The sequence below is a fragment of the Streptomyces sp. NPDC091387 genome (assembly GCF_044756945.1).
Lineage (GTDB): Bacteria > Actinomycetota > Actinomycetes > Streptomycetales > Streptomycetaceae > Streptomyces.
Window position 1 is genome coordinate 354710 of record NZ_JBIVTZ010000008.1, and the last position, 17866, is coordinate 372575.

Sequence of the window (17866 nt, forward strand, 5' to 3'; positions counted from 1 at the left end):
AGCCGGCGTCCGGTTCAAGGCCGGCGGGGCGACGTGCGACGTGACGCCCCAGAATCCGCACTGGTCCTCCGGCGCATCCGACCGCAGGATCCTGTTCAAGACACGCGTCAGTTGCAAGGGCACCTATCCCTCTGTCACCGTCCGGCTCAGCGGCAGCCTCCAGCGCGGCCCCCACATCGGTCCCAAGGTGGTCGTGGCAACCTCCACCCAGTCCCAGGTGATCAAGTCCGGCCAGACGGAAACCTTTTACATACCGCAAGCCGGCGGGAAGCAGATCTCCACTCCAGGCGAGTACACCGGATTGATCACTGGCCAGATCACCGCACCTGTTCCGGGCAATCTCGACGACGGTCACAGCAAGACCGTCACACTGAAGTAGGTATCTCTCCTTTACGCTCGGCACATGGACATCCGCGCCATCGATCCCCGGGACACTGCCTGGGAACAGGACCACGCCCGGTACCGCGTGTACTTCTGGGACCGGCCAGGCGTCACTGCACACGAGTACGAGGTAGTGGACGACGTCGACATCGACCACGTTCTGCCCTGGGCTTCGACATACGCGGCCGAGCATGGATGGGCTTACACCGTCTACGTCTCAACCCGCGACGGTGACAGCCCGGGGCTCATCCGACTCGCTGGTGTGCAGGGTGACCCGTTCGCCGATGTTTAGCGGCCTTGCCCCTGGCTCGGAGGAGATCAGCTGTCCGCCTCACCCGCTTGAGCAGGATCCGGCCGAGCGGATGAGTGACCGCGACCGGTGCGTTCACCCGGACTGCGTGGCGTATTCGGGCGTACTGGGACGCCGACCGGGGGTGGGAGCCGGTTCGGTGGCGGTCGGATAGGAGTGGACTGGCGGCAGGCCGGGGATGACGCCGGGCCAGACGGCCTTCAGGGCCTGGGCGCTCGGTGTGAACACCGGGCCGAGACATCCCAGACCGTGCAGGTCGTGCCATTCCCAGCGGGTGAACTTATGCGGCTCCGCGGTGGTGAGGGTGCCGGTGAAGCCGGCGATCCGGATCACGGCGGTCAGCCGCGGGACACCTTGGGCGGCGTCGGTGAGGATGGTCACCACGGTGGCGCCGGTGGCGTGCAGGCCGGTCTCCTCGGCGAGTTCGCGCACCCCGGCTCCGTCCAGCGGTTCGGCACCCTCGATCTTCCCGCCCGGAATTTCCCACATGCCGCGTTTGGACCAGCCGAGCAGAACGCGTCCGTGCTCGTCGGTGACGACGGCCAGCGCCCCGGCAACGGCGTAGCCGGTGGCCGGCACGGACCGTTCCGTGGCGACCGTGCCCGCGCACGGCCCGCGCAGGACCAGTGCCGCCGAGTCGCCGACGGCGATGCGCTGCACGCTCGTCCATCCGCAGGTGAGGGCGCTGATCTCATCCTCGTCCAGTGCGATGTGCCGCTTCTCGGCGGAAGTGCGCGCGGCCAGCGGGGTGATGACCAGTACGGTGCCGCCCTCGCGCAGCCGACGTCCGAGAGCGTGCAGGACACGGGTGCGGTCGTTCACGAAGGCCACCGACATCCGGAAGACCACCAGGTCGTACAGGGTGTCGTCCAGCGGGGCGGGGCCGTCGCGTTCGATGTCCAGGCGTAGCCACCGCACCTTCACGTCGGGGTGGTCCGTGCGGGCCCGCGCGAGCGCGGCGTCAACCGCATCGAGGGCGTCCACCTCGTACCCGAGCGCGGCAAGGTAGACGGACATCTCGCCCGTTCCGCAGCCGACGTCGAGCGCGCGGCCGCCCTCGGGTGCCGGTGCGTGCTTGACGAGCAGGGTCTTCTCCTCGCTCCCGAGCCGCCGGCAGCCTCGCCCCTGGGTGTAGTGCTCGGACCAGCCGGTTCGGGTGGTTCCCATAGATCGCTCCATGTTCGTGAAGGGTGGGGTGGTCGGTGTCAGGGCAGTTCGACGGGGCCGTAGAGGGCGGCGGGCTGCTGGGTCTGCAGCGCCCAGTACCGGTCGCCGAACGACCAGTGCCACCACTGCGTGCCGTAGTTGATCAAGCCTGCGGTGGACAGCGCGCCGCCCAGGGCGGCCCGGTTCGCGCGGGCCCGGGCGCTCGGGTTGGGGGCGTCGGTGTAGCAGGCGCCGTCGGACTCCTCCGGGGAGGCGTTGACGCGTGTGCCCATGTCCAGTTCGCGGCCCTGGTGGTCGATCAGGGTCACATCGACGGCTGCACCGGCGGAGTGTGGCGCGATCTCCGGAGGCGATACGAAGCGGCTGGTGGCCTCACGGAGTTCAGCGGCCTGCCAGTCCGGGTTGGCGCGTGCTAGCTGGGCGGAGTACTCCTCGAAGTACCGGCGCTGCAGGGACGGCGGCCGGTAGCCCTCGATGAACAGCAACTGCACACCGCCGGGGAGCAGCGCCTGCGCCCGCTGGAGCCGCTTGAGCACGCCCTGGCGGACGTGGGCCCAGGCGCCCGCAGCGTCCTGCTTGCGGTCGTCGACCACCAACCCGTGCACGCGTGCGTCGAGGAGAGCCTCGCCGCGTTCCTGGACGGGGATCGCGGCGACTCTCCGGTCGGACATCAAGACGATGCTGGTGGTGGTCATGCGTTCCCCCAGGTGTCGACGTATGCGGCCACGCCGGTACGGCGGGCCTCCTCCACGGCGCGCAGCCGCGTGAAGTCGCGGGCCGGCATCAAGGCCTCCCACTCGGCCAGGGGCAGGACGCGGGCCTCGTCGTGCTCGCGCGCGTGTGAAGCGGCGCCGGGATCCTTCACGCACGGGTTCCGTGCCTCTCGCCGTCCGCCTCGGAGGTGACCTGGTAGGACAACAGCCGTTTGAACAAGCCGTCTTGTTCGGCAAGGACCTTGTAGGTGCCCTCCTGGACAACCCTGCCCTCGTCAAGGACCACGATCCGGTCGGCCACGGCGACGTTGGTGATGCGATGCGTGACCAGGAGAACCACTCGGTCCCGGGCCACCTGCTCCCACAGCGCCTGCGGGTCGGCCTCGCCGGTGGGGACGCCGTCCCACAGCACCTGCCCGCCCGTGGGCAGGTACAGGCCGCTGACCAGTTTCGATAGCGTCGATTTTCCGGAGCCGTTGAAACCGACGAGGGCCGTGACCTCGCCTCGGCGCAAGGTGAGTGAGACGTCGGTCAGCGCGTCCTGGTCCTTCCCGGCGTAGCGGTGAGAAACCGACTTGATCTCGATCGCCTCTGGCGGCGGCGGGTGGTGCTCGCCGCGGCGCATGGTGTATCCGCCGGCCAGGTCGAGGAACCGCGACCAGTCGTCCATGTACAGGCCCGTGCGCACGGCCCTGGCTCCGACGGCGACGAGCCCGCGCACCGACTGGCCCACCGTCTGCAGCGCGAAGACGGCCGTTCCGGCGTGCCCGACGCTGATGCGGCCGGTGGCCAGCAGCCACACCACCGCCGCCCACACGACGGCCGATCCGAGGCCGCCGCACAGTGCGCCGAGCAGCGACATGCGGGCGCCCTTGTCGGCCGCGGTGCGGTCCTCGCGGTTGATCCGGGCGACTGTCTGCCGGTACCGGCCGGAAAGGAAGGCGGCCATCGTGCCGGCCCGGATCTGGTCGGCGGCCTCCCGGGTGAAGATGTGCCAGCGCAGGACCGACAGCATGCGGTTGTCGCCGTTGCTGCGGAGGTTCGCCAGGTAGCGCACCCGGGCGGCGCTGACCTGTGCGAGGGCCTGCGGCAGGCTGGCCGCGACCAGGAGGGGGAGAAGCATCCAGTTCACCCCGGCGAGCACGGCGGCACCGGCGAGGAAGGACGCCGTCGAGGCGATCAGGTCCTGACCCTCGTTGATCAGGTCGCCGGTGACCTGCGCTCCCCGGTCGGCCGCTTCGCGGTCGCGGTTGAAATCGGGGTCGTCGTAGGCGGAGAGCTCCACCGTGGCGCAGCTGGTGAGCAGCATCTGCTCGGCTTCGCGCGACATGAGGGGGCTCATGCGGGAGGAGAGCCAGCTGACGGTGATGCCCAGCAGGGCCCGTACCCCGGACGCTGCGGCAAGCAGGGCCACGGACGGCCATGCCTGCAGGAGCCGGTGGTAGACGTCCCCGCTGGTCAGCAGCGCGGTGAGGGTGCCGCTGATCGCGATCAGGCCCAAGGCCTGCATCACGCCGGCCGCCGTCTGGCACACCAGAAGGCCGATGGTGGCCCGCCGGTCGACACGACTGGCCAGGGCCAGGGACCGCCGGACCAGCTGGGGCAGGCGGCGGGCCATGTCACGCATCCGGATCGACCGCCCGGCCGCTTCACGGCTGCCCGTCAGGTCCACATACCGCATCTCCGGGACGGCGGAGGCCTGCTCGGAGCCGGTGGCCTTCGCGTGTCCTGCTGACGCGGCCGGCGGGGTGGGGCGCGGCCCCGGGACACGCCCGGTCGATTCATCGGTCGGCTCACTCATGCCACCCACCCCGTGTCCGGACTTGCTGAGCAGCGGGTGCGGTCGATGAGGAGCATCGTCGCGGCGGCAGGGCGCCGTTCGAGTCCGGAGGGCTGATGCACGGGGGCGGGGGCGGGATTCATGGCGTTGCTCCATCCGGGCGGCAAAGTGGCACTGGTGCTCTATGAACGCGGTGGATCAGGCTCCGTAACGGCTCATTTCGTGAACACATGTTCTGATCGAGGCGTTGGGGCGGGCCGGATGCGGCAACGGGCCTTGGAATCTGTTCGACGCGGCCGGGTCACTCCTTCGGGGGATTGCCGTGCCGGCCGGGGCTCCGGTGTGGGGCATGGCCGACCGGGCCGTGGCGAGGTTGAGGCACGGCCTTGGTGGAGAGCGGTCAGATCAGGTAGGGGGCCGGTCGCGGATTCTTCTGCGCTTCTACTCGGAGAGGAGTCCTGCGGCGGTCTTGGCCAGGAGTTCGGCGGACGTATGGCTGTTGTGGTTGAGGACCAGGGCGCGGCGCGGCAACTGCGCGAGCCGGTCGGCCAGGTCGGTGTCCGGGGCAGCCTTGTCGGGGGCGAGGCGGAAGATGTCGGGGTAGCGATCCTCCGTCTTGCCGGTGAAGAAGTCCTCCTTGCCCAACGCGCGGGGCGTGTCGAGCACGTGCGGTTCAGCGGCCTTGTCGACCTGGGAGAACAGGAGTGCTGCGGCGTGGGCCTGGGTGGCGAGCGTCATGTGCAGCAGGGAGGAGAGCTGGTCGGGGAAGAACTGGGGCTTGAGCTCTTTGCCCTTGGCGTTCCAGATGGGCTTGGTGCTGCCGGCGTGCAGGGCGTCGGTGACGCGCCGGTCCTGGGTGGGGTGCATCTGTTCGCCGTCAAGGACGCGGGCGCGCAGCGGTTCGTACAGGCCGGCCGAGTCGAGCAGGCCGAAGCCGATCGCCGCAGCGGACGGCCAGGGCAGGATCCGCAGACCGGCGTCCTCGGACGCGGTCGTTGGCCAGGAGCTCGAAGCCCTCGCGGGCCAGCAGCAGCGCGGTCGTGGTCTTGCCCGCGCCCTTGGGACCGAAGGTGAGGATCGCCTGCCGCCGCGGACGGCGCAGGAGGCGTGCAGGATGTGGAACCCGGTGCGCAGCAGCTGTCCGCGGATGAGTTCGCGGGCGAGGCGGGCGCTGTCCACGTCGACCAGGAGCAGGGAGCCGCCCTCGGCGATGCTTCCACTGCGTTCGACCGGGACGGTCACAGCGGTGGCGTTCCACCAGCTGCCGAAATAGCGCAGGGCCCAGTCGGTGATCTTCTTGGTGTCGCTGACGACCGTGACGGTGGCGGTATCGGCGGTGATTCGGGTGGCGCTCAGCATGTGGGGTCTCCTTGAAGGATCTGGTGGAAGGCGGAGTCGAGCTTGGAGCGGGAGGCGGCGAACCGCTGTTGTTCACCGGAGTTGAGGTCGGGCAGGCACACGGTGGGGTGGGCGGCCGTGAACTGCAACGGGATTCCGAGCCAGACGCCATCGTGGTTGACGGACAGCACCTCGGTGCCGTCGCTGACGCCAAGGGTCTTGCGCAGCGCGGCGAGGACGGCACCGGCCGGGCCTCAGCGGGTCCGGCCTATGCCGGCGTTGATCTGGCGTGTCCGGTAGGAGAGTTGGGAGCGTACGAACGTCAGCGGGACGTCGGCACGGCAGCCGTTGACGGTGGTGGTCGAGGCGCAGATGACGGCCCCGTCGCCGTGTTCGCCGATCACCCAGCTGCGTACGGCGCTTGGCGGGACCTGGTGGCGGGCTGCGAGCGCGATGCGGTAGCGGGCGGAGTCCGTGCTGGAGCCGATGCCGTACACCCGCGCGGCCTCGCCGACGGTGGTGGCGAAGAGGCGGATCAGGATGTCGACGGGGTTGGTGACCACGATGACGACACCGGCGCAGCCGACCAGATCGCGGGCCAATCCGGTGATCAGCGGGGCGTTCGCAGTCAGTCCCGCCATACGGACGTCACTCGTGGCAGTGGTGGTGAAGGTGGCCCGGGGGCAGACGATGATGGCGTCCGCGGTGCGCATCTCGGAGAACCGGGATGGACTCCGCATGTACGGAGGACAAGGTGATCTCCCGCATGTCCTCAAGATCGGTGACGAGCCCTGTCGCGGACTCCTGCGTGCGCGCCGCGATCATGACGCGGGTGCACCAGCGTTCCTGTACGAGGAGCACGGCCGTGCTCTGTCCGACCGCACCGGCGCCGATCATCCCCACAGTGAAGCCCCTCATCGCGTGGCCGCCTTCGCCGCCTGGCTCAAGGCCAGGCGCCAGGAGGCCGCAGGTTCGGCGTCGGCCATCAGCAGGGCACTGACCCGGTCCAGCAGCGTGCAGACCGCCTCGATCCGGTCGATGACGGCCGCGGCGTGCTCGGGCAGCGGCAGACCGACGGGGAGCGGACAGATAGGTCGTGGTGATGTTCGTGGTGTCCATCAGCCACGTCACCAGCAGCCGCCGCAGATACAGCCCGCCCGTCGCACGACGCATCGGCCGCAGCTGATCCTGGACGAAGGCGTCGATGCCTTCGAGGATCGCCGCCGCCCCGTCCGGCGGGGGTGCTGCGATCAGGGAGAGGACGGTACGGGAGACGAGCTTGGCGGCATCCGTGTGCGCGGGCCCGCGCTGCAGTCCCGGGTCGATGAACACGGGCAGCTCATCCGGACCGGGCTCCCTCGGCGAACGCGGCGACGGACACCGCCGTCGACGGGGATGAGGTCGCCGTCCAGGGTGCGGCGCACTCCCGGCACCGGGACCCCGCCGAGCGCGGCGAACTCGGCCAGCTCGAGGGCGCGTCGCCCGGCCCTGCGGAGCGTTGCCCCTCCACCCGATCGGTGGAATATGGCTGGGAGTTCCCGTAACGCCGGTGATCACCGGGCTACGTTCGTCGGCAAGACCGGCAGCAGCACCCTTCACACTTGAGGATGATGACCATGAGCGCGGAAAAGATGAGGGTTCTTGACCTGTTCGAGCGGCTTGACAAGAACGGGAGCGGCTTCATCAGCCCGGACGATCTGGCGTTCCTCGCGAGGAGTTCGGGTTCCCAGCCGACGCCACAGGCCCTCATGACCGTGAGGCTGGTCCAGGGCTTCATCCAACACAGCGACGCGAACAAGGACCGCAAGGTGAGCAAGGACGAAATGCTCACCTACGTGGACAAGGCGATGGCCGACACGACTCCCGAGACCCTTCCCGACTACGTCCGCGGTTTCGTCTCCACAGTGTTCGCCCTCATGAATACCGACAAGTCCGGCAAGGTCAACAGGGCCGCGTTCGAGGAGTACCTGAAGGCCCACCATGACGACGCCCACGCCGAGGTCGTCAGCTACGAGTTCGAGCAACTCGACCGCGACCATGACGGATTCCTCACCCCCGACGACGTCCAGGCGGCGGCCCACGCCTTCTTCACCGCACCGGACCGAGCCCCGCAGCGCTGGCTCCTCGCCGCCGTTCCCTACCGCACGGCCCAGGACGCGACCGCGTGACGAGACTTTTCGGGCCGCCTGCCGCACGGGCCGGGCGGCCCGAAGGAATTACCGCCCTGCGCCGCACCGGCGGGGGAACTCGATGCCGGGGACGAGGTGCGCGGCCGGCCGCGCAGGGCCAATTCGAGGGTGCATCACTCTGATGGGTGGTCCCAACGGCTCCGTCGGCCGGGGTCGTTGCCTGCCGTCCTGCGCGCGGATAGGTCTGGTGCGGACGGCCTGCCGCCCGGCGTTACGGCCGGAGGCGCTCAGCAACGAGAGGACGGCATGATGGCCACCGATGCCCTGACCACCCGGTACGAGAAGCTCTTCGACGCCTTCGACGCCTTCGACGCCTTCGACGCCTTCGACGCCGACAACGACGGCACCGTCGAGTCGGCCGACTTCCAGCGTGTGAGCGAGCGCGTCATCGAGAGCTACCACATCCCTGCGAGCGACCGACGTGCGGAGGCGGTGAAGATCGCCTACAACACGTTCGAGGTCGCACTGATGAGTCAGATCGACGGCGGCCGTCTCCTGTCCAAGGACCAGTTCGTCACCGCGCTGCGTGCCACAGTCAACGACAGCATCCGCCTGGACGTGATCGAGGCTCTGCCCCAAGCCCTGTTCGGCATCGCGGACAGCACGCGAGACGACGAGCTGGACAGGGGCCGGTTCCGCCACCTCGTCCAGGCGGTCGGCGGTGCCGACGGAAGTACCGCGCAGGAGACCTTCACCCAGATCGACACGGATGGCGACGACACGATCAGCCGCCAGGAATTCATCGGCAGCGTCCGCGAGTTCCTGACCAACCCGGACGCGCAGGCCGCCGTCGGCGGCATCGTCCTCGGCGTGAAGTAGGCGCCGGACACGATTCGCCCGGGGCAGGCCCGAAGACGGCCCGCCCCCCCATCGCGAGCCCACAGGCCGGGCCGCTATGTGGAGCTAACCCGCCACCGGGGGCCGGGGCCCCGCCCCGGCCCCCGGCGTCAACCGACCGGAAGAGAGACCCTTCGTGCACCGCATCACCCGAGCACTCGCCACCGCCACGCTCGCCCTGGCAGCCTGCGCCCTCGTCCCCACCACCGCCGGGGCGGCCGCCGCCCCGGCGGACTTCCCCTCCGGGCCGCCGGTCGCGTTCTGGCAATGCGAAGCGGGCGGCGGCTTTGTGGCCACCGACCCCGGCACCCACCGCGAGGTCTGCGAAGGCGGCGAGTACGACAACCGGTACGTGCACTGGCTGTAGGCCCTGGCGGCCACGTCTACCGGCTCGAAGCGCCCGTCGACCTGACGACGGTTGACGACCCGGACACCGTCGTTGGCCGTATCGCCGCGTTCGACTACCTCGTCCGTAACGGCGACTGCTTCCGCCCAGCGGCCCGACCCGATGGGGTGCAGTCAAACACCGCACCGGCTTTTGTACCTCAGTGCAGCCCCGATGCGGAACCCCTGGGTCCGGCCGCGGCACCGGACGCCGCCGGACCCCGTCTCCTGGCGCGGGCCCGGCGCGGTCCAGGGCTTCGGGCTCGCGCATCCGCGCAGTCGCTCCGTAGCGCTCCGAAGGGGCGCCGGGGCGGCAGTAGAAGAAGAGGCCCTTCGGGGCCGCACGCGGCCCTGACCTCGAAGAACGCGCCCCCGCGGGCCCGGCGGCGTGAGCGCCGGGCCCGCGGGCGGACGGTCAGCCGTACGGGTAGAACCCCGACCCCGTCTTCCGCCCGAGCCGGCCCGCGTCCACCATGCGCTGGAGCAGCGGGGGAGCGGCGTACAGCGGCTCCTTGTACTCGGCGTACAACTGGTCGGCACTGCGTGTAGCCCTGTGACCTGCGGTTTCGTCGGTTGTGTGGCGGCTTTGACGGCGCCAGGGACTTCTCGGGGACTTTCGAGCCTGCATCACACGAGCCATGTATCCATCGCGGCCAGCCCGCGCTTGCCTGCGCCAGGCATGAAGTGAGCGTAGTAGTCGAGCGTGACCTTCGGGGAGGAGTGCCCCAGCCAGGTCGCCACGCTCACGATGGACTCGCCGGCCTCCAACTGCACACTCGCGAAGGTGTGGCGCAGGACGTGGAACATGTCCGGCCGCGAGCGCTCGTAGACCGGGTAGAGGTGGATGCGCGAACCGTAACTCTCCGCCTCCTCGCCGACTTGGCGCAGTACCCCTGCGGCTACGAGCGCGGGCTTCCAGCTGCGCTCGTTCCAAGTCCGGGGGTTGATCCGAAGGCCGTGGGAGGTGCTCAGCGCAAGCCGCACCGTGATCGGCTTGCGTTGGCGCTCCTCCAGCTCGGTCGTCGGCGTCTCGGGATTACGCCACGGCAGGGTGCACTCGACCGGCGGGAAGAGCTGGAAGTGGAGCCGAACGCGGCGAGCGAGGTTCGGCGGAAGGGGAACATCACGGGTCTTGCGGCCCTTGGGCAGGCAGAAGTAGGGCCGTCCTTTCCCGTCCCAGCGGAGCTGGCGCCTTATGTGGACCACATCCGCCCCAAAGTCGAAGTCCTCTTCTGCGAGCCCGAGTACCTCACCTTGACGAACTCCGAGTGCGAGCCCGAGGTCAACGGCGATCCGATACCGCTCCTGTATTCCGTTCCGCACCGCGTCGACTGTGGTTCGAGACCACGCCTTCGCCTTCGTGCCGACCGGCTTGGGCCGTTTGATCGATCGGTGGACAGCGACGGGGCTCTTCAGTAGGCGCTTGTCATCAACCGCGGCATTCAGGATGGTGGTGAGGTGTATCCATATGATCTCGGCGGAAGACTCCTCGACTCGAGAGAGCAAGTCGGCCTTGAACCGGCGAAGGGCCGAGGCGTCGATCTCGCGTAGAGGATACGAGCCGAGCAGAGGAATCAGGTGGTTCCAGATCCGGCTCCGCATGGGACCCGCAGTTGACGGCTCATCCGTTCGGCTGGGCCACCAGTGGTCGGCGATGTACTCGGTGAGCAAGATGGCACCATTCCGTGGGTCGACGAAGTCGCCCCTGCTGGAGTCCGTCTGCGCCTCAGCGAGCCAGCGCTTGGCATCTTCGCTTGTGTCGAAGGACCTGTCCTGGATACCAGGAATTCCCTTGACACGGTACCGCTTTCCCTTCCCCCAGATGGAAGTACGCTCTCGCTTGCCGGACGTCTTGTCCGGCCTCTTCTTGAGCCAACGATCCTCGATGTAGCCCGCCATGAGGGCCTCCTGCCTGTACGAATGATGCGTCCCGAGTGCTTGACGGTGTTGGGAACGCTTCTTCGCGACAGGTCATATCCCGCTGTGGCAGGTGGAATTGATGTCGGGTTGGTGTCGATGCTCTGTGCTGCTGTGAACGTCACGATGTGCGACGCAGCGGCTTGCGATTCAGTGGATTCAAGGCAGGATTCGATCGAGAGTCTGCCCTTTCTTGCCGGGCCACCCACTCGTCAAGCGCAGAGATCCTGTACATCACGCGTCGGCCCATCTGGAAGCTGGGCGGCCCTTGTCGGCGATGGCGCCACACGTAGAGGGTGTTGGGAGATATGCCGAGATAGACCGCTGCTTTGTGCAACGTGAGGAATGCTATTTCGGGCACGCGGATCGTATTCTCGTCCATGGTGTGCTCCTGCCTGTCGAATCGACCGGCTGCAAGAGTCCCTGACGAGTCATGGTTTGGGCGTGCCGTGCTTTTGTGGTACCAGGGGATCGCTACTCCGATGCCCAACACGACCGTGGCACTCACCATCGCGCTCAGCGTCCTGGACAGCACCGAGGTCGCCGTCCCCAGCGCCGTCTACGGGGTCCTCATCTACACCCTCGCCACCGCCTTCGGTTACGCGATAACCAGGCGGCACTCGAACGCCGCGAAGAGCGTCGATCAGCCGCGCGCCTGACCTCGCCTTTTGTCGCGACCGACTTAGATCGTGTCCTACATGGTCAGTTTGAGGAACCGTTTGTAGCAGCAGAGAGCGGCGGCGAGTCCGAGAAAGGCCAGGTAGTTGCGGGGGGAGCGTTCGTAGCGGTGGTTGAGACGGCGGTAACCGGTCAGCCAGGACATGGTGCGGTCGATGACCCGCCTGCGTCGGCCGAGCCGTTCGCTGGACTCGATGCCCTTGCGTGCGATGCGGACCCCGATGTGCTTGCCCCAGAGCCATCGCCGCAGATGAGGGATGTCGTACGCCTTGTCGGCATGCAGGCGGACCGGTTTGGATTCGGTCGCGTGGGATTCGTGTCCCATGTGGAAGTGGGACAGCATCGGCTTCAGGGCCTGGCTGTCGTGGGTGTTGGCCGCGGAGAGCCCGACGCGTAGGGGCAGTCCGTCCGCGTCGGACAGGACGTGCATCTTGGAACCTGGCTTGCCCCGGTCCACGGGGGTCGGACCTGCAAGTTCGCCCCTTTTTTAGCGCGGACGTGCGCGGAGTCCAGGACCGCCCGGGACAGGTCGATCAAGTTCTGTTCGTCCAGGAGGTGGAGAATCTTCTGATGCAGCCGGCCCCACACCCCGGCTCTCGACCAGATGACGAACCGGCGGTGCACGGTCGACTTCGACGCCCCGAAGCACGGCGGTGCGGCCCGCCATGCACAACCGCTGACCAGCACATAGATGATCGCCGCGAAGACGGCCTCATCATCGATGTTCGCGACCCCGCCGCCCTGCGGACGAACTCGGGCCGGTGGCAGCAACGGCCGCGCTACCTCCCACAGTCCGTCCGGAACGATCCATCCCCACCGCCCACTCCCCATACCCAGCACAACCGCCAACCGACCATGTAGGACACGGTCTTTAACGCACACGGTAATTCAGTGTAGAAATAAGGTTGTTGGTGGAGTATGAAGTGATGAACAACTCTTTGTTCGCCGCGTCGGCGGCGGACCTGACGATCGAGCGCATCCGTGCCCTCGCCGCGCGTCCGGACCAGGTGGAGAGCCTGACGCTGGAGTTCAAGCGCGAGTACTCCAAGAGTCTGGTGACGACGATCGCGGCCATGGCCAATACCTACGGCGGCATGATCTTGGTAGGTATCAACGACAAGGTGGAGCCGGGCACCGAGCGAGTCGTCGGTGTCGACGCCCAGGACACGATCGACAAGACTGCCAGCGGGTGCCGCGAGAAGTTCGACCCGCCCTGGGAGCCGACCTTCATCCCCGTCCCGTTCGACGACGGTTCCGGGAGGAGCGTGGTGGTCATCCGGGTCGACGCCAACGTCGCGCCCCGGCCCCTGCTGATAGATCTGAAGGCGCCGATCCGACTGAGCGGGCAGAACTCCACCGCGGACCGCGACCGGTTTCTCAAGCTCGCCCGTGAAGAGCCGTCCGCAGGGGTGCTGCCCACGGGGCAGAACGTCATGTCCCCGAACCTGGACAGGGACAACGAGGGCAACCCCGTCGCTGACTTCATCCTCCGTACCGGCATCAACCTCACGATGGGAGAGGCCGGCGCCTGGCGCCCCCTGTCGGAGAGGTCTGTTGCCGCTCTCGCCCAGGCACTCAACAACTCGGCCTTCCCTGCCGCCCTGAACACCCTCGGGCATTCGTCGTACTCCTCGTCCACGGGCTTTCGTCAGCATGGGTACAACAGGTCGCGCACGGCCCGGCTGGTGTACCGAGCCCTCAGCAGGTCCGCAGTGCCGCATCCTGTGGAAACCGTCGTGACGGTTGCCCTGCCCGAGATCTACGGCTCCTCCACGGCGGTGGCGACGGTCACCATCGACGTCCTCTCCCGGGTCCGGCGGTACGCCAGCTCCCTCGACAGGGTGGGCCTGGCCGGGGAAGAGTACCGGTACCCGGTACCGAATCTGCTGGATCTGTTCGAAGGAATCCTGAAGACCACCGCCGACCCCAAGGTCGTCGCGGAGATCGCCCGCATCACCGACATTGACTCCTCTCTGGTAGCGCAGCCACGCGAGCTCCATCTCGTTGCGGATCGGCAGATCAAGGAACTCCTCCGCTCCGACAGCTTGCAGGAGATCCCGGGCGCCGGGGCGTCGCACGGCGGCGTCTTCCGCGCCAACCCGGCCCTGGACCTGCGCGACGCCGCCGACCGCCAGGAGCAGGCAGACGACTGGCTCCGCCAGCTCGGCCTGACCGGCATGGAGAACCTGGTCGAGCACTGCCGGGCCGAGACTCGGTCGAAGACGTAGCGCAAAGGATTCGAAACGCCTGGCCCCTCGGCAGCTCGAATGCCGGGGGATGTGACTGAGTACTTCAGTTGGCCAGTTGAGCGTGGCGTTGTGCCGTCCAGTGCGCGGCCCCGCCGACCGACATCGCGTTACCCGACGTTGAGGTCCGCATCCCAGTCCTCGATGGTGCAGTCGCCTGTGTGTACCTGCGCCGGGTCATCGGCGAGGTCCCAGTCCGCCACAAAGGAGAACGTTCCGCTGACCCTAGCGTCGCCCTGCAGGTCGTCCGTCCCGCCCCCGTCCGAGCTGCTGCGGACCACGGACGCTGCGAAGCCTGCTTCGAAAGCGCCCTGGAAGGTGAACTCGACCTGCCCGGCGTAGCGTAGGAAGTCGAGAGAGTCGATGTTGAGGGTGATGAAGTCGCTGGTGGGCGGCCCGGCGGTGATCGGGTCGCTCGTATCCATGGACTCGAACCCGGCTGTGACGCGGCTGCGGATCTCCTGGATGAGCTGCTTCACCGGATCCTGGAGAACTTCCTCCAGTTCGGCGGCGCACAGGTTCTCCAGGAGAGCGATCGTGAGCCGTCCTCGGTCGTCCAGTGCCACTTCGATGCGCTGCCACAGCCCATCTTCGTCGTCGATACAGACCTCTGCCTCCCGGAACGACCGGTAGTCGCCGATGCCTTGTTCTGTCATTGCCAGGACCCGGACGACCGCGGGGGCGGTGTCCAGGAACTCCCGCCGGATGTCGGGTTGGCTGAGATCGGCGGTGGCAGCAGCAAGCAGGTGGGCGGCCACCTTGCCCGACCTGCCGAGGTTCTGAACTCGTTTGAGCACGGCAGGACGGCGCTTCTCCGCGCCGGCCAGATAGCTCATCGTGACGCCCGCTTGGCGTACGGAGTTACTCTTGCCCTCCACTCCGTTGCACGGGCGGCAGATCGGAGCGAGGTTCCGCGGGTCATGGAGGTCGAAATCGGCCCGTAGTCCGTAGGCCGTCTTGAGCTCTGCCAGGTCCGCTTCGGTGACGTCCTTGGGGATGATGTGGTCAATCTCGGAGAAGCTGAACTCCACGGGCTTGGTACACCAGTAGCACTTCGAATCCCACGCTTCCCACAAGGCCAGACGTAGAACTCTGTTGGACCGGCCTGCTCGATAGCGGACGACGGTGGCTGTCGTGTGTCCCATGCTCTTCCCCCCAGCAGGCACCAGTTGCGTGAGCAACCGTTGTACCGCAGGTCGTACGAGCGCGCCGACCAGTCCGACGAACGAAGATGTAGACGGCGCGCGGGGAGTGAGTTCCCGCGCAGGCCGGGTGGTCCCGCACCGGGACGGCGGTAGGAGCCTCAGTTTTCAGAGGGGCACCGGCCGGTGAGGTTTCCGTCAGTGGCTCAGGCGAAACAAAGTGCCTCTCTACCAGCAGATGAAGCTCCTCCTCGACTCAACCGGCCAACCGACACGCTCACTGGCCAACTGAAACGCTCAGTCACATCCGGTGTGACTGAGCGCTTCAGCTGGCGAGTGAGCGCCAGAGCGGAGGCCGGTAGCTGCCTCTACGCCATCCGGCCGCCCGCGCCGTGCTCGTGGATCGCAGCATCGAGCACCCCGAGAACTCGGACTACCAGGTCTGCGGCATGATCTCCGTGCTCGGTCAGCGCCCAGGAGAGAGCAGCGATATGTCCGGGCACCGGGGCGGCTCCGCCGGACGCGGTCTTCAGGATGCGCGCCACCTGGCCGTGGCTGACGGGCTTGCCCTTCTCGATCAGCGCGGTCAGGTCAGCCGTTGCGGTACGCAGCCAGCCGAGGCCGTCGGCCGCGGTCGCAGGGACGGGCTTGTGTGCGACTGGGCGTAGGTCGGCTTGGTCCAGTACCTCCAGTTCCAGTCCGGCTGCGTCGCACAGTTCCCGTGCGGCATTCCGGACGGCCTCGTCGACTGGGGTGATCGAGGCGAGCAGGTGCACGTCCGCTCCGAGTCGCTGGCTCAGGGCGACGTCGCGCTGGAGTTGGGCCTCGGTGAACTCCGAGGCTGAAGTCTTCACTTCCCCGGAGAGGACCTTCCCGTCCCAGACACCGAAGATGTCCACCTCCTCCTGGGTGCCGTCGGCGAAGGTCACATCGGTGCCGGGGAGGAAGTGAGAACGGGGCTTGCGTCGGCAGAGCTCGGCGATGACAAGCAGATGCGGCAGCAGGCCGTTGTCGCTGGCCCGGTCGGTGAAGCTGTCGAGCCGGTAGTGCACGGCGGTCAGCGTGCCGCCGGACTGGTAGGCGGACACGGCGCCGCACCCGGGGCACTGTGGGGAACCGCTGGTCTGGACGAGCGGAACGAACGACCGGCTGGTGCACGAGGGGCAGACGCTCTCCAGTCCGCGCTCGGCCCAGCCCAGCGCGCACAGCCGCTCCAGCGCCGTCGCCCGGTCCTCCGCCTTGACGTTCGGCAGCTTGTCGGCGGGCAGATAGCGACGCTCGGACCGGCCACCCCACGTGGCGGCCAGCTCGGCAAGGTCGGCGTCCGGATCGCCGTCCGCCCGAAGCTCCTGCAGCCGCCTCAACAGCTCCTTGGACCGCGGCGTGGTCAGGGCTATGGCCGCCTCGTAGACACCGGGCTCGAGAAGCGCGGAGCTGTCGGCGCGCTCGGCCAGGGCTGTTCCCAGCCGTCCTGCGGAGGACAGTTGGTGCCCGGTGGCGACATCGTCCAGAAGCCGTTCCGTGGCCTGGGGCAGCAGGGGGAACGTCATCTGAACGGCGAGCTGATGGGGCATCGTCTGGAACGCGAGTTGCAGCTTGTCGTCCCGCCACTGGGCATCGGGATGAACTAGCTCGGCGATGGACGGGCGGGTCGGCAATCCGAGCAGGGGCTCGCCCCAGAACCTCACCAGGGCCCCGGCATACCCGTTGAACCGGACGGGCTGAATGAAGCGCAGGGTGCTCGGCCCGTCCGCGAAGACCTGAACGTCGAACGACGTCGGCACGCCGTAGTGGCGTTCGAAGGTCACCCACGCCGTGGGGTCCAGGTCCGTCCGGAAGGTGAACGGGGCGGTCCGGGCCGGGGACGCGGGCATGCGAGCTCCGGCCCGCGGCTCCTCCTCGGTGGGCTCCAGGCCGAGCGCCGAGGCGAGTTCCAGCAGCTGCTCGGGCGATGCCGAGCGGCTGACGAGCGCCACGTCGGAGGTGAACTCGCCGAGGCGAGACTTGAGGGAACCGGCTACCTGCTCGGGGAAGCCGACCCAGTGCTTGACCGTTTCGGCGCCCGGCAGCAGCAGCATGGGCGCCTCCATCATGTAGACCGGTCGCAGCGCCCTGGTGTTCCAGAAGTCGATGCTGTCGGTGAAGCCCCCGCCCTCGACGACCCACAGGATCGTCGGGGTGCGCCTCAGGGGGGTGCTCGGGTACTCGCCGAACTGCGCGAGCGTGCTATGGATCCGGGTGTCGTCATGCAGCTGGTATCGGCCGAACTCGTCCTCCCGCCCGCTCACTCTCACGTGTTCGAGAAGGTGGTGCGGCGGCTCTACGCAGCCGGCTGCCGCCAGCTGCCAGAGCGCTCCGGTCGGGCTCGCTGCGATCGGAGGGTAAGCCGGGTCCTGGAATCTAGTGACCTCGGCCAGGGAGCAGGTGAACGCCACGTCGCTCTTCCGTATGACCGCAAGGTCGACGATGGGCAGCCCGAGGCCCTGCGCGATCTTCTTGGCAGTCTGAAAGTCGGCGTCGATGTTGACGAGCGCCTCGACCTTGGCCACGCGGACGGTCTGCTCGTGCAGCGGGGACAGGCCCGAAGCCTGGGCTTCGACGATGGGCTCGGTCATGCCGCCCCACCGGCTGCTGGCCTGCGTCACGGCCGTACGGAACCCGGCCGCGCTGCCGCCCGCAATCAGGTAGGCCGCCCGGGAGGGGAGGACGGCTGCCTCCATACCTGCCTGCCCCAGATATCTCCTCGAATTCACGGCGCCAAGCCTCCCATGGCAGTGGACGGGC

At 68.0% G+C, this 17866-nt stretch carries 20 protein-coding genes and 1 pseudogene; 7 read left to right on the forward strand and 14 right to left on the reverse strand.

What is annotated here, in order from left to right; genetic code table 11:
- Nucleotides 1–40 precede the first annotated feature (40 nt).
- A complete protein-coding gene (locus ACIQM0_RS19050; RefSeq protein ID WP_401287927.1) occupies nucleotides 41–379 on the forward strand; it encodes a hypothetical protein in 339 nt (112 codons plus the stop codon).
- Nucleotides 380–403: 24 nt separating this feature from the next.
- Nucleotides 404–673: a hypothetical protein gene (locus ACIQM0_RS19055; protein WP_401287930.1), complete on the forward strand. Its 270-nt coding sequence runs from the start codon at nucleotides 404–406 to the stop codon at nucleotides 671–673.
- 93 nt (nucleotides 674–766) lie between these two features.
- Here the strand turns inward: ACIQM0_RS19055 and ACIQM0_RS19060 are convergent, their stop codons facing one another.
- The 8 genes from ACIQM0_RS19060 to ACIQM0_RS19095 all read right to left on the reverse strand — a co-directional run bounded on the left by ACIQM0_RS19060 (nucleotide 767) and on the right by ACIQM0_RS19095 (nucleotide 7021).
- Nucleotides 767–1858, reverse strand: a complete 1092-nt coding sequence (locus ACIQM0_RS19060; RefSeq protein ID WP_401287933.1) for a bifunctional class I SAM-dependent methyltransferase/NUDIX hydrolase — start codon at nucleotides 1856–1858, stop codon at nucleotides 767–769.
- A 38-nt stretch (nucleotides 1859–1896) separates the two neighbouring features.
- Nucleotides 1897–2553 carry a M15 family metallopeptidase gene (locus ACIQM0_RS19065; protein ID WP_401287936.1) on the reverse strand — a complete coding sequence of 219 codons (657 nt, stop codon included), beginning with the start codon at nucleotides 2551–2553 and terminating at the stop codon, nucleotides 1897–1899.
- Nucleotides 2550–2723, reverse strand: coding sequence for a hypothetical protein (locus ACIQM0_RS19070; protein ID WP_401287939.1), 174 nt, complete (start codon nucleotides 2721–2723; stop codon nucleotides 2550–2552). Before ACIQM0_RS19070 ends, ACIQM0_RS19065 begins: the two co-directional genes overlap by 4 nt.
- On the reverse strand, nucleotides 2720–4252 hold the full coding sequence (locus ACIQM0_RS19075; RefSeq protein WP_401288026.1) for an ATP-binding cassette domain-containing protein: 1533 nt from the start codon (nucleotides 4250–4252) through the stop codon (nucleotides 2720–2722). The genes ACIQM0_RS19070 and ACIQM0_RS19075 overlap by 4 nt, the downstream gene beginning before the upstream one ends.
- Before the next feature lie 540 nt (nucleotides 4253–4792).
- Nucleotides 4793–5710 carry a hypothetical protein gene (locus ACIQM0_RS19080; protein WP_401287941.1) on the reverse strand — a complete coding sequence of 306 codons (918 nt, stop codon included), beginning with the start codon at nucleotides 5708–5710 and terminating at the stop codon, nucleotides 4793–4795.
- Complete coding sequence (locus ACIQM0_RS19085) at nucleotides 5704–5880, reverse strand: hypothetical protein (protein WP_401287943.1); 177 nt, start codon at nucleotides 5878–5880, stop codon at nucleotides 5704–5706. Before ACIQM0_RS19085 ends, ACIQM0_RS19080 begins: the two co-directional genes overlap by 7 nt.
- Nucleotides 5881–5943: 63 nt before the next feature.
- Nucleotides 5944–6330, reverse strand: a complete 387-nt coding sequence (locus ACIQM0_RS19090) for a hypothetical protein (protein ID WP_401287946.1) — start codon at nucleotides 6328–6330, stop codon at nucleotides 5944–5946.
- Between the two features lie 7 nt (nucleotides 6331–6337).
- Complete coding sequence (locus ACIQM0_RS19095; RefSeq protein WP_401287949.1) at nucleotides 6338–7021, reverse strand: hypothetical protein; 684 nt, start codon at nucleotides 7019–7021, stop codon at nucleotides 6338–6340.
- A 284-nt stretch (nucleotides 7022–7305) separates the two neighbouring features.
- Between ACIQM0_RS19095 and ACIQM0_RS19100 the strand changes: the two genes are divergently transcribed.
- The 3 genes from ACIQM0_RS19100 to ACIQM0_RS19110 all read left to right on the forward strand — a co-directional run bounded on the left by ACIQM0_RS19100 (nucleotide 7306) and on the right by ACIQM0_RS19110 (nucleotide 9082).
- Nucleotides 7306–7857 (forward strand): EF-hand domain-containing protein, encoded by a 552-nt coding sequence (locus ACIQM0_RS19100; protein ID WP_401287952.1) that lies wholly within the window; start codon nucleotides 7306–7308, stop codon nucleotides 7855–7857.
- A 267-nt stretch (nucleotides 7858–8124) separates the two neighbouring features.
- Nucleotides 8125–8697: an EF-hand domain-containing protein gene (locus tag ACIQM0_RS19105; RefSeq protein WP_401287954.1), complete on the forward strand. Its 573-nt coding sequence runs from the start codon at nucleotides 8125–8127 to the stop codon at nucleotides 8695–8697.
- A gap of 154 nt (nucleotides 8698–8851) precedes the next feature.
- Nucleotides 8852–9082, forward strand: a complete 231-nt coding sequence (locus tag ACIQM0_RS19110; RefSeq protein ID WP_401287957.1) for a hypothetical protein — start codon at nucleotides 8852–8854, stop codon at nucleotides 9080–9082.
- A 432-nt stretch (nucleotides 9083–9514) separates the two neighbouring features.
- Here the strand turns inward: ACIQM0_RS19110 and ACIQM0_RS19115 are convergent.
- The 3 genes and pseudogenes from ACIQM0_RS19115 to ACIQM0_RS19125 all read right to left on the reverse strand — a co-directional run.
- Nucleotides 9515–9637: pseudogene (locus ACIQM0_RS19115) on the reverse strand (3-hydroxyacyl-CoA dehydrogenase family protein); the annotation flags it as partial.
- An 89-nt stretch (nucleotides 9638–9726) separates the two neighbouring features.
- Entirely contained in the window at nucleotides 9727–10998 is a 1272-nt protein-coding gene (locus tag ACIQM0_RS19120) for a tyrosine-type recombinase/integrase (RefSeq protein ID WP_401287958.1), read from the reverse strand.
- Between the two features lie 139 nt (nucleotides 10999–11137).
- Nucleotides 11138–11398, reverse strand: a complete 261-nt coding sequence (locus ACIQM0_RS19125) for a helix-turn-helix transcriptional regulator (protein ID WP_401287960.1) — start codon at nucleotides 11396–11398, stop codon at nucleotides 11138–11140.
- Between the two features lie 100 nt (nucleotides 11399–11498).
- On the opposite strand from ACIQM0_RS19125, the gene ACIQM0_RS19130 reads away from it, so the two are divergent.
- Complete coding sequence (locus ACIQM0_RS19130; protein ID WP_401287963.1) at nucleotides 11499–11675, forward strand: hypothetical protein; 177 nt, start codon at nucleotides 11499–11501, stop codon at nucleotides 11673–11675.
- A gap of 35 nt (nucleotides 11676–11710) precedes the next feature.
- On the opposite strand, the gene ACIQM0_RS19135 is transcribed toward ACIQM0_RS19130, so the two are convergent.
- Nucleotides 11711–12525 (reverse strand): IS5 family transposase gene (locus tag ACIQM0_RS19135; protein WP_401288028.1). Its coding sequence is split into 2 segments (ribosomal slippage): nucleotides 11711–12177 and nucleotides 12177–12525, totalling 816 coding nucleotides; the frame shifts between segments, so codons are not numbered across the junction.
- A 95-nt stretch (nucleotides 12526–12620) separates the two neighbouring features.
- Between ACIQM0_RS19135 and ACIQM0_RS19140 the strand changes: the two genes are divergently transcribed.
- On the forward strand, nucleotides 12621–13922 hold the full coding sequence (locus ACIQM0_RS19140; RefSeq protein ID WP_401287965.1) for an ATP-binding protein: 1302 nt from the start codon (nucleotides 12621–12623) through the stop codon (nucleotides 13920–13922).
- 128 nt (nucleotides 13923–14050) lie between these two features.
- On the opposite strand, the gene ACIQM0_RS19145 is transcribed toward ACIQM0_RS19140, so the two are convergent.
- Both ACIQM0_RS19145 and ACIQM0_RS19150 read right to left on the reverse strand, forming a co-directional pair.
- Nucleotides 14051–14971 (reverse strand): hypothetical protein, encoded by a 921-nt coding sequence (locus ACIQM0_RS19145; RefSeq protein ID WP_366872473.1) that lies wholly within the window; start codon nucleotides 14969–14971, stop codon nucleotides 14051–14053.
- A gap of 479 nt (nucleotides 14972–15450) precedes the next feature.
- Complete coding sequence (locus ACIQM0_RS19150; protein WP_401287968.1) at nucleotides 15451–17835, reverse strand: hypothetical protein; 2385 nt, start codon at nucleotides 17833–17835, stop codon at nucleotides 15451–15453.
- Between the last annotated feature and the right edge of the window lie 31 nt (nucleotides 17836–17866).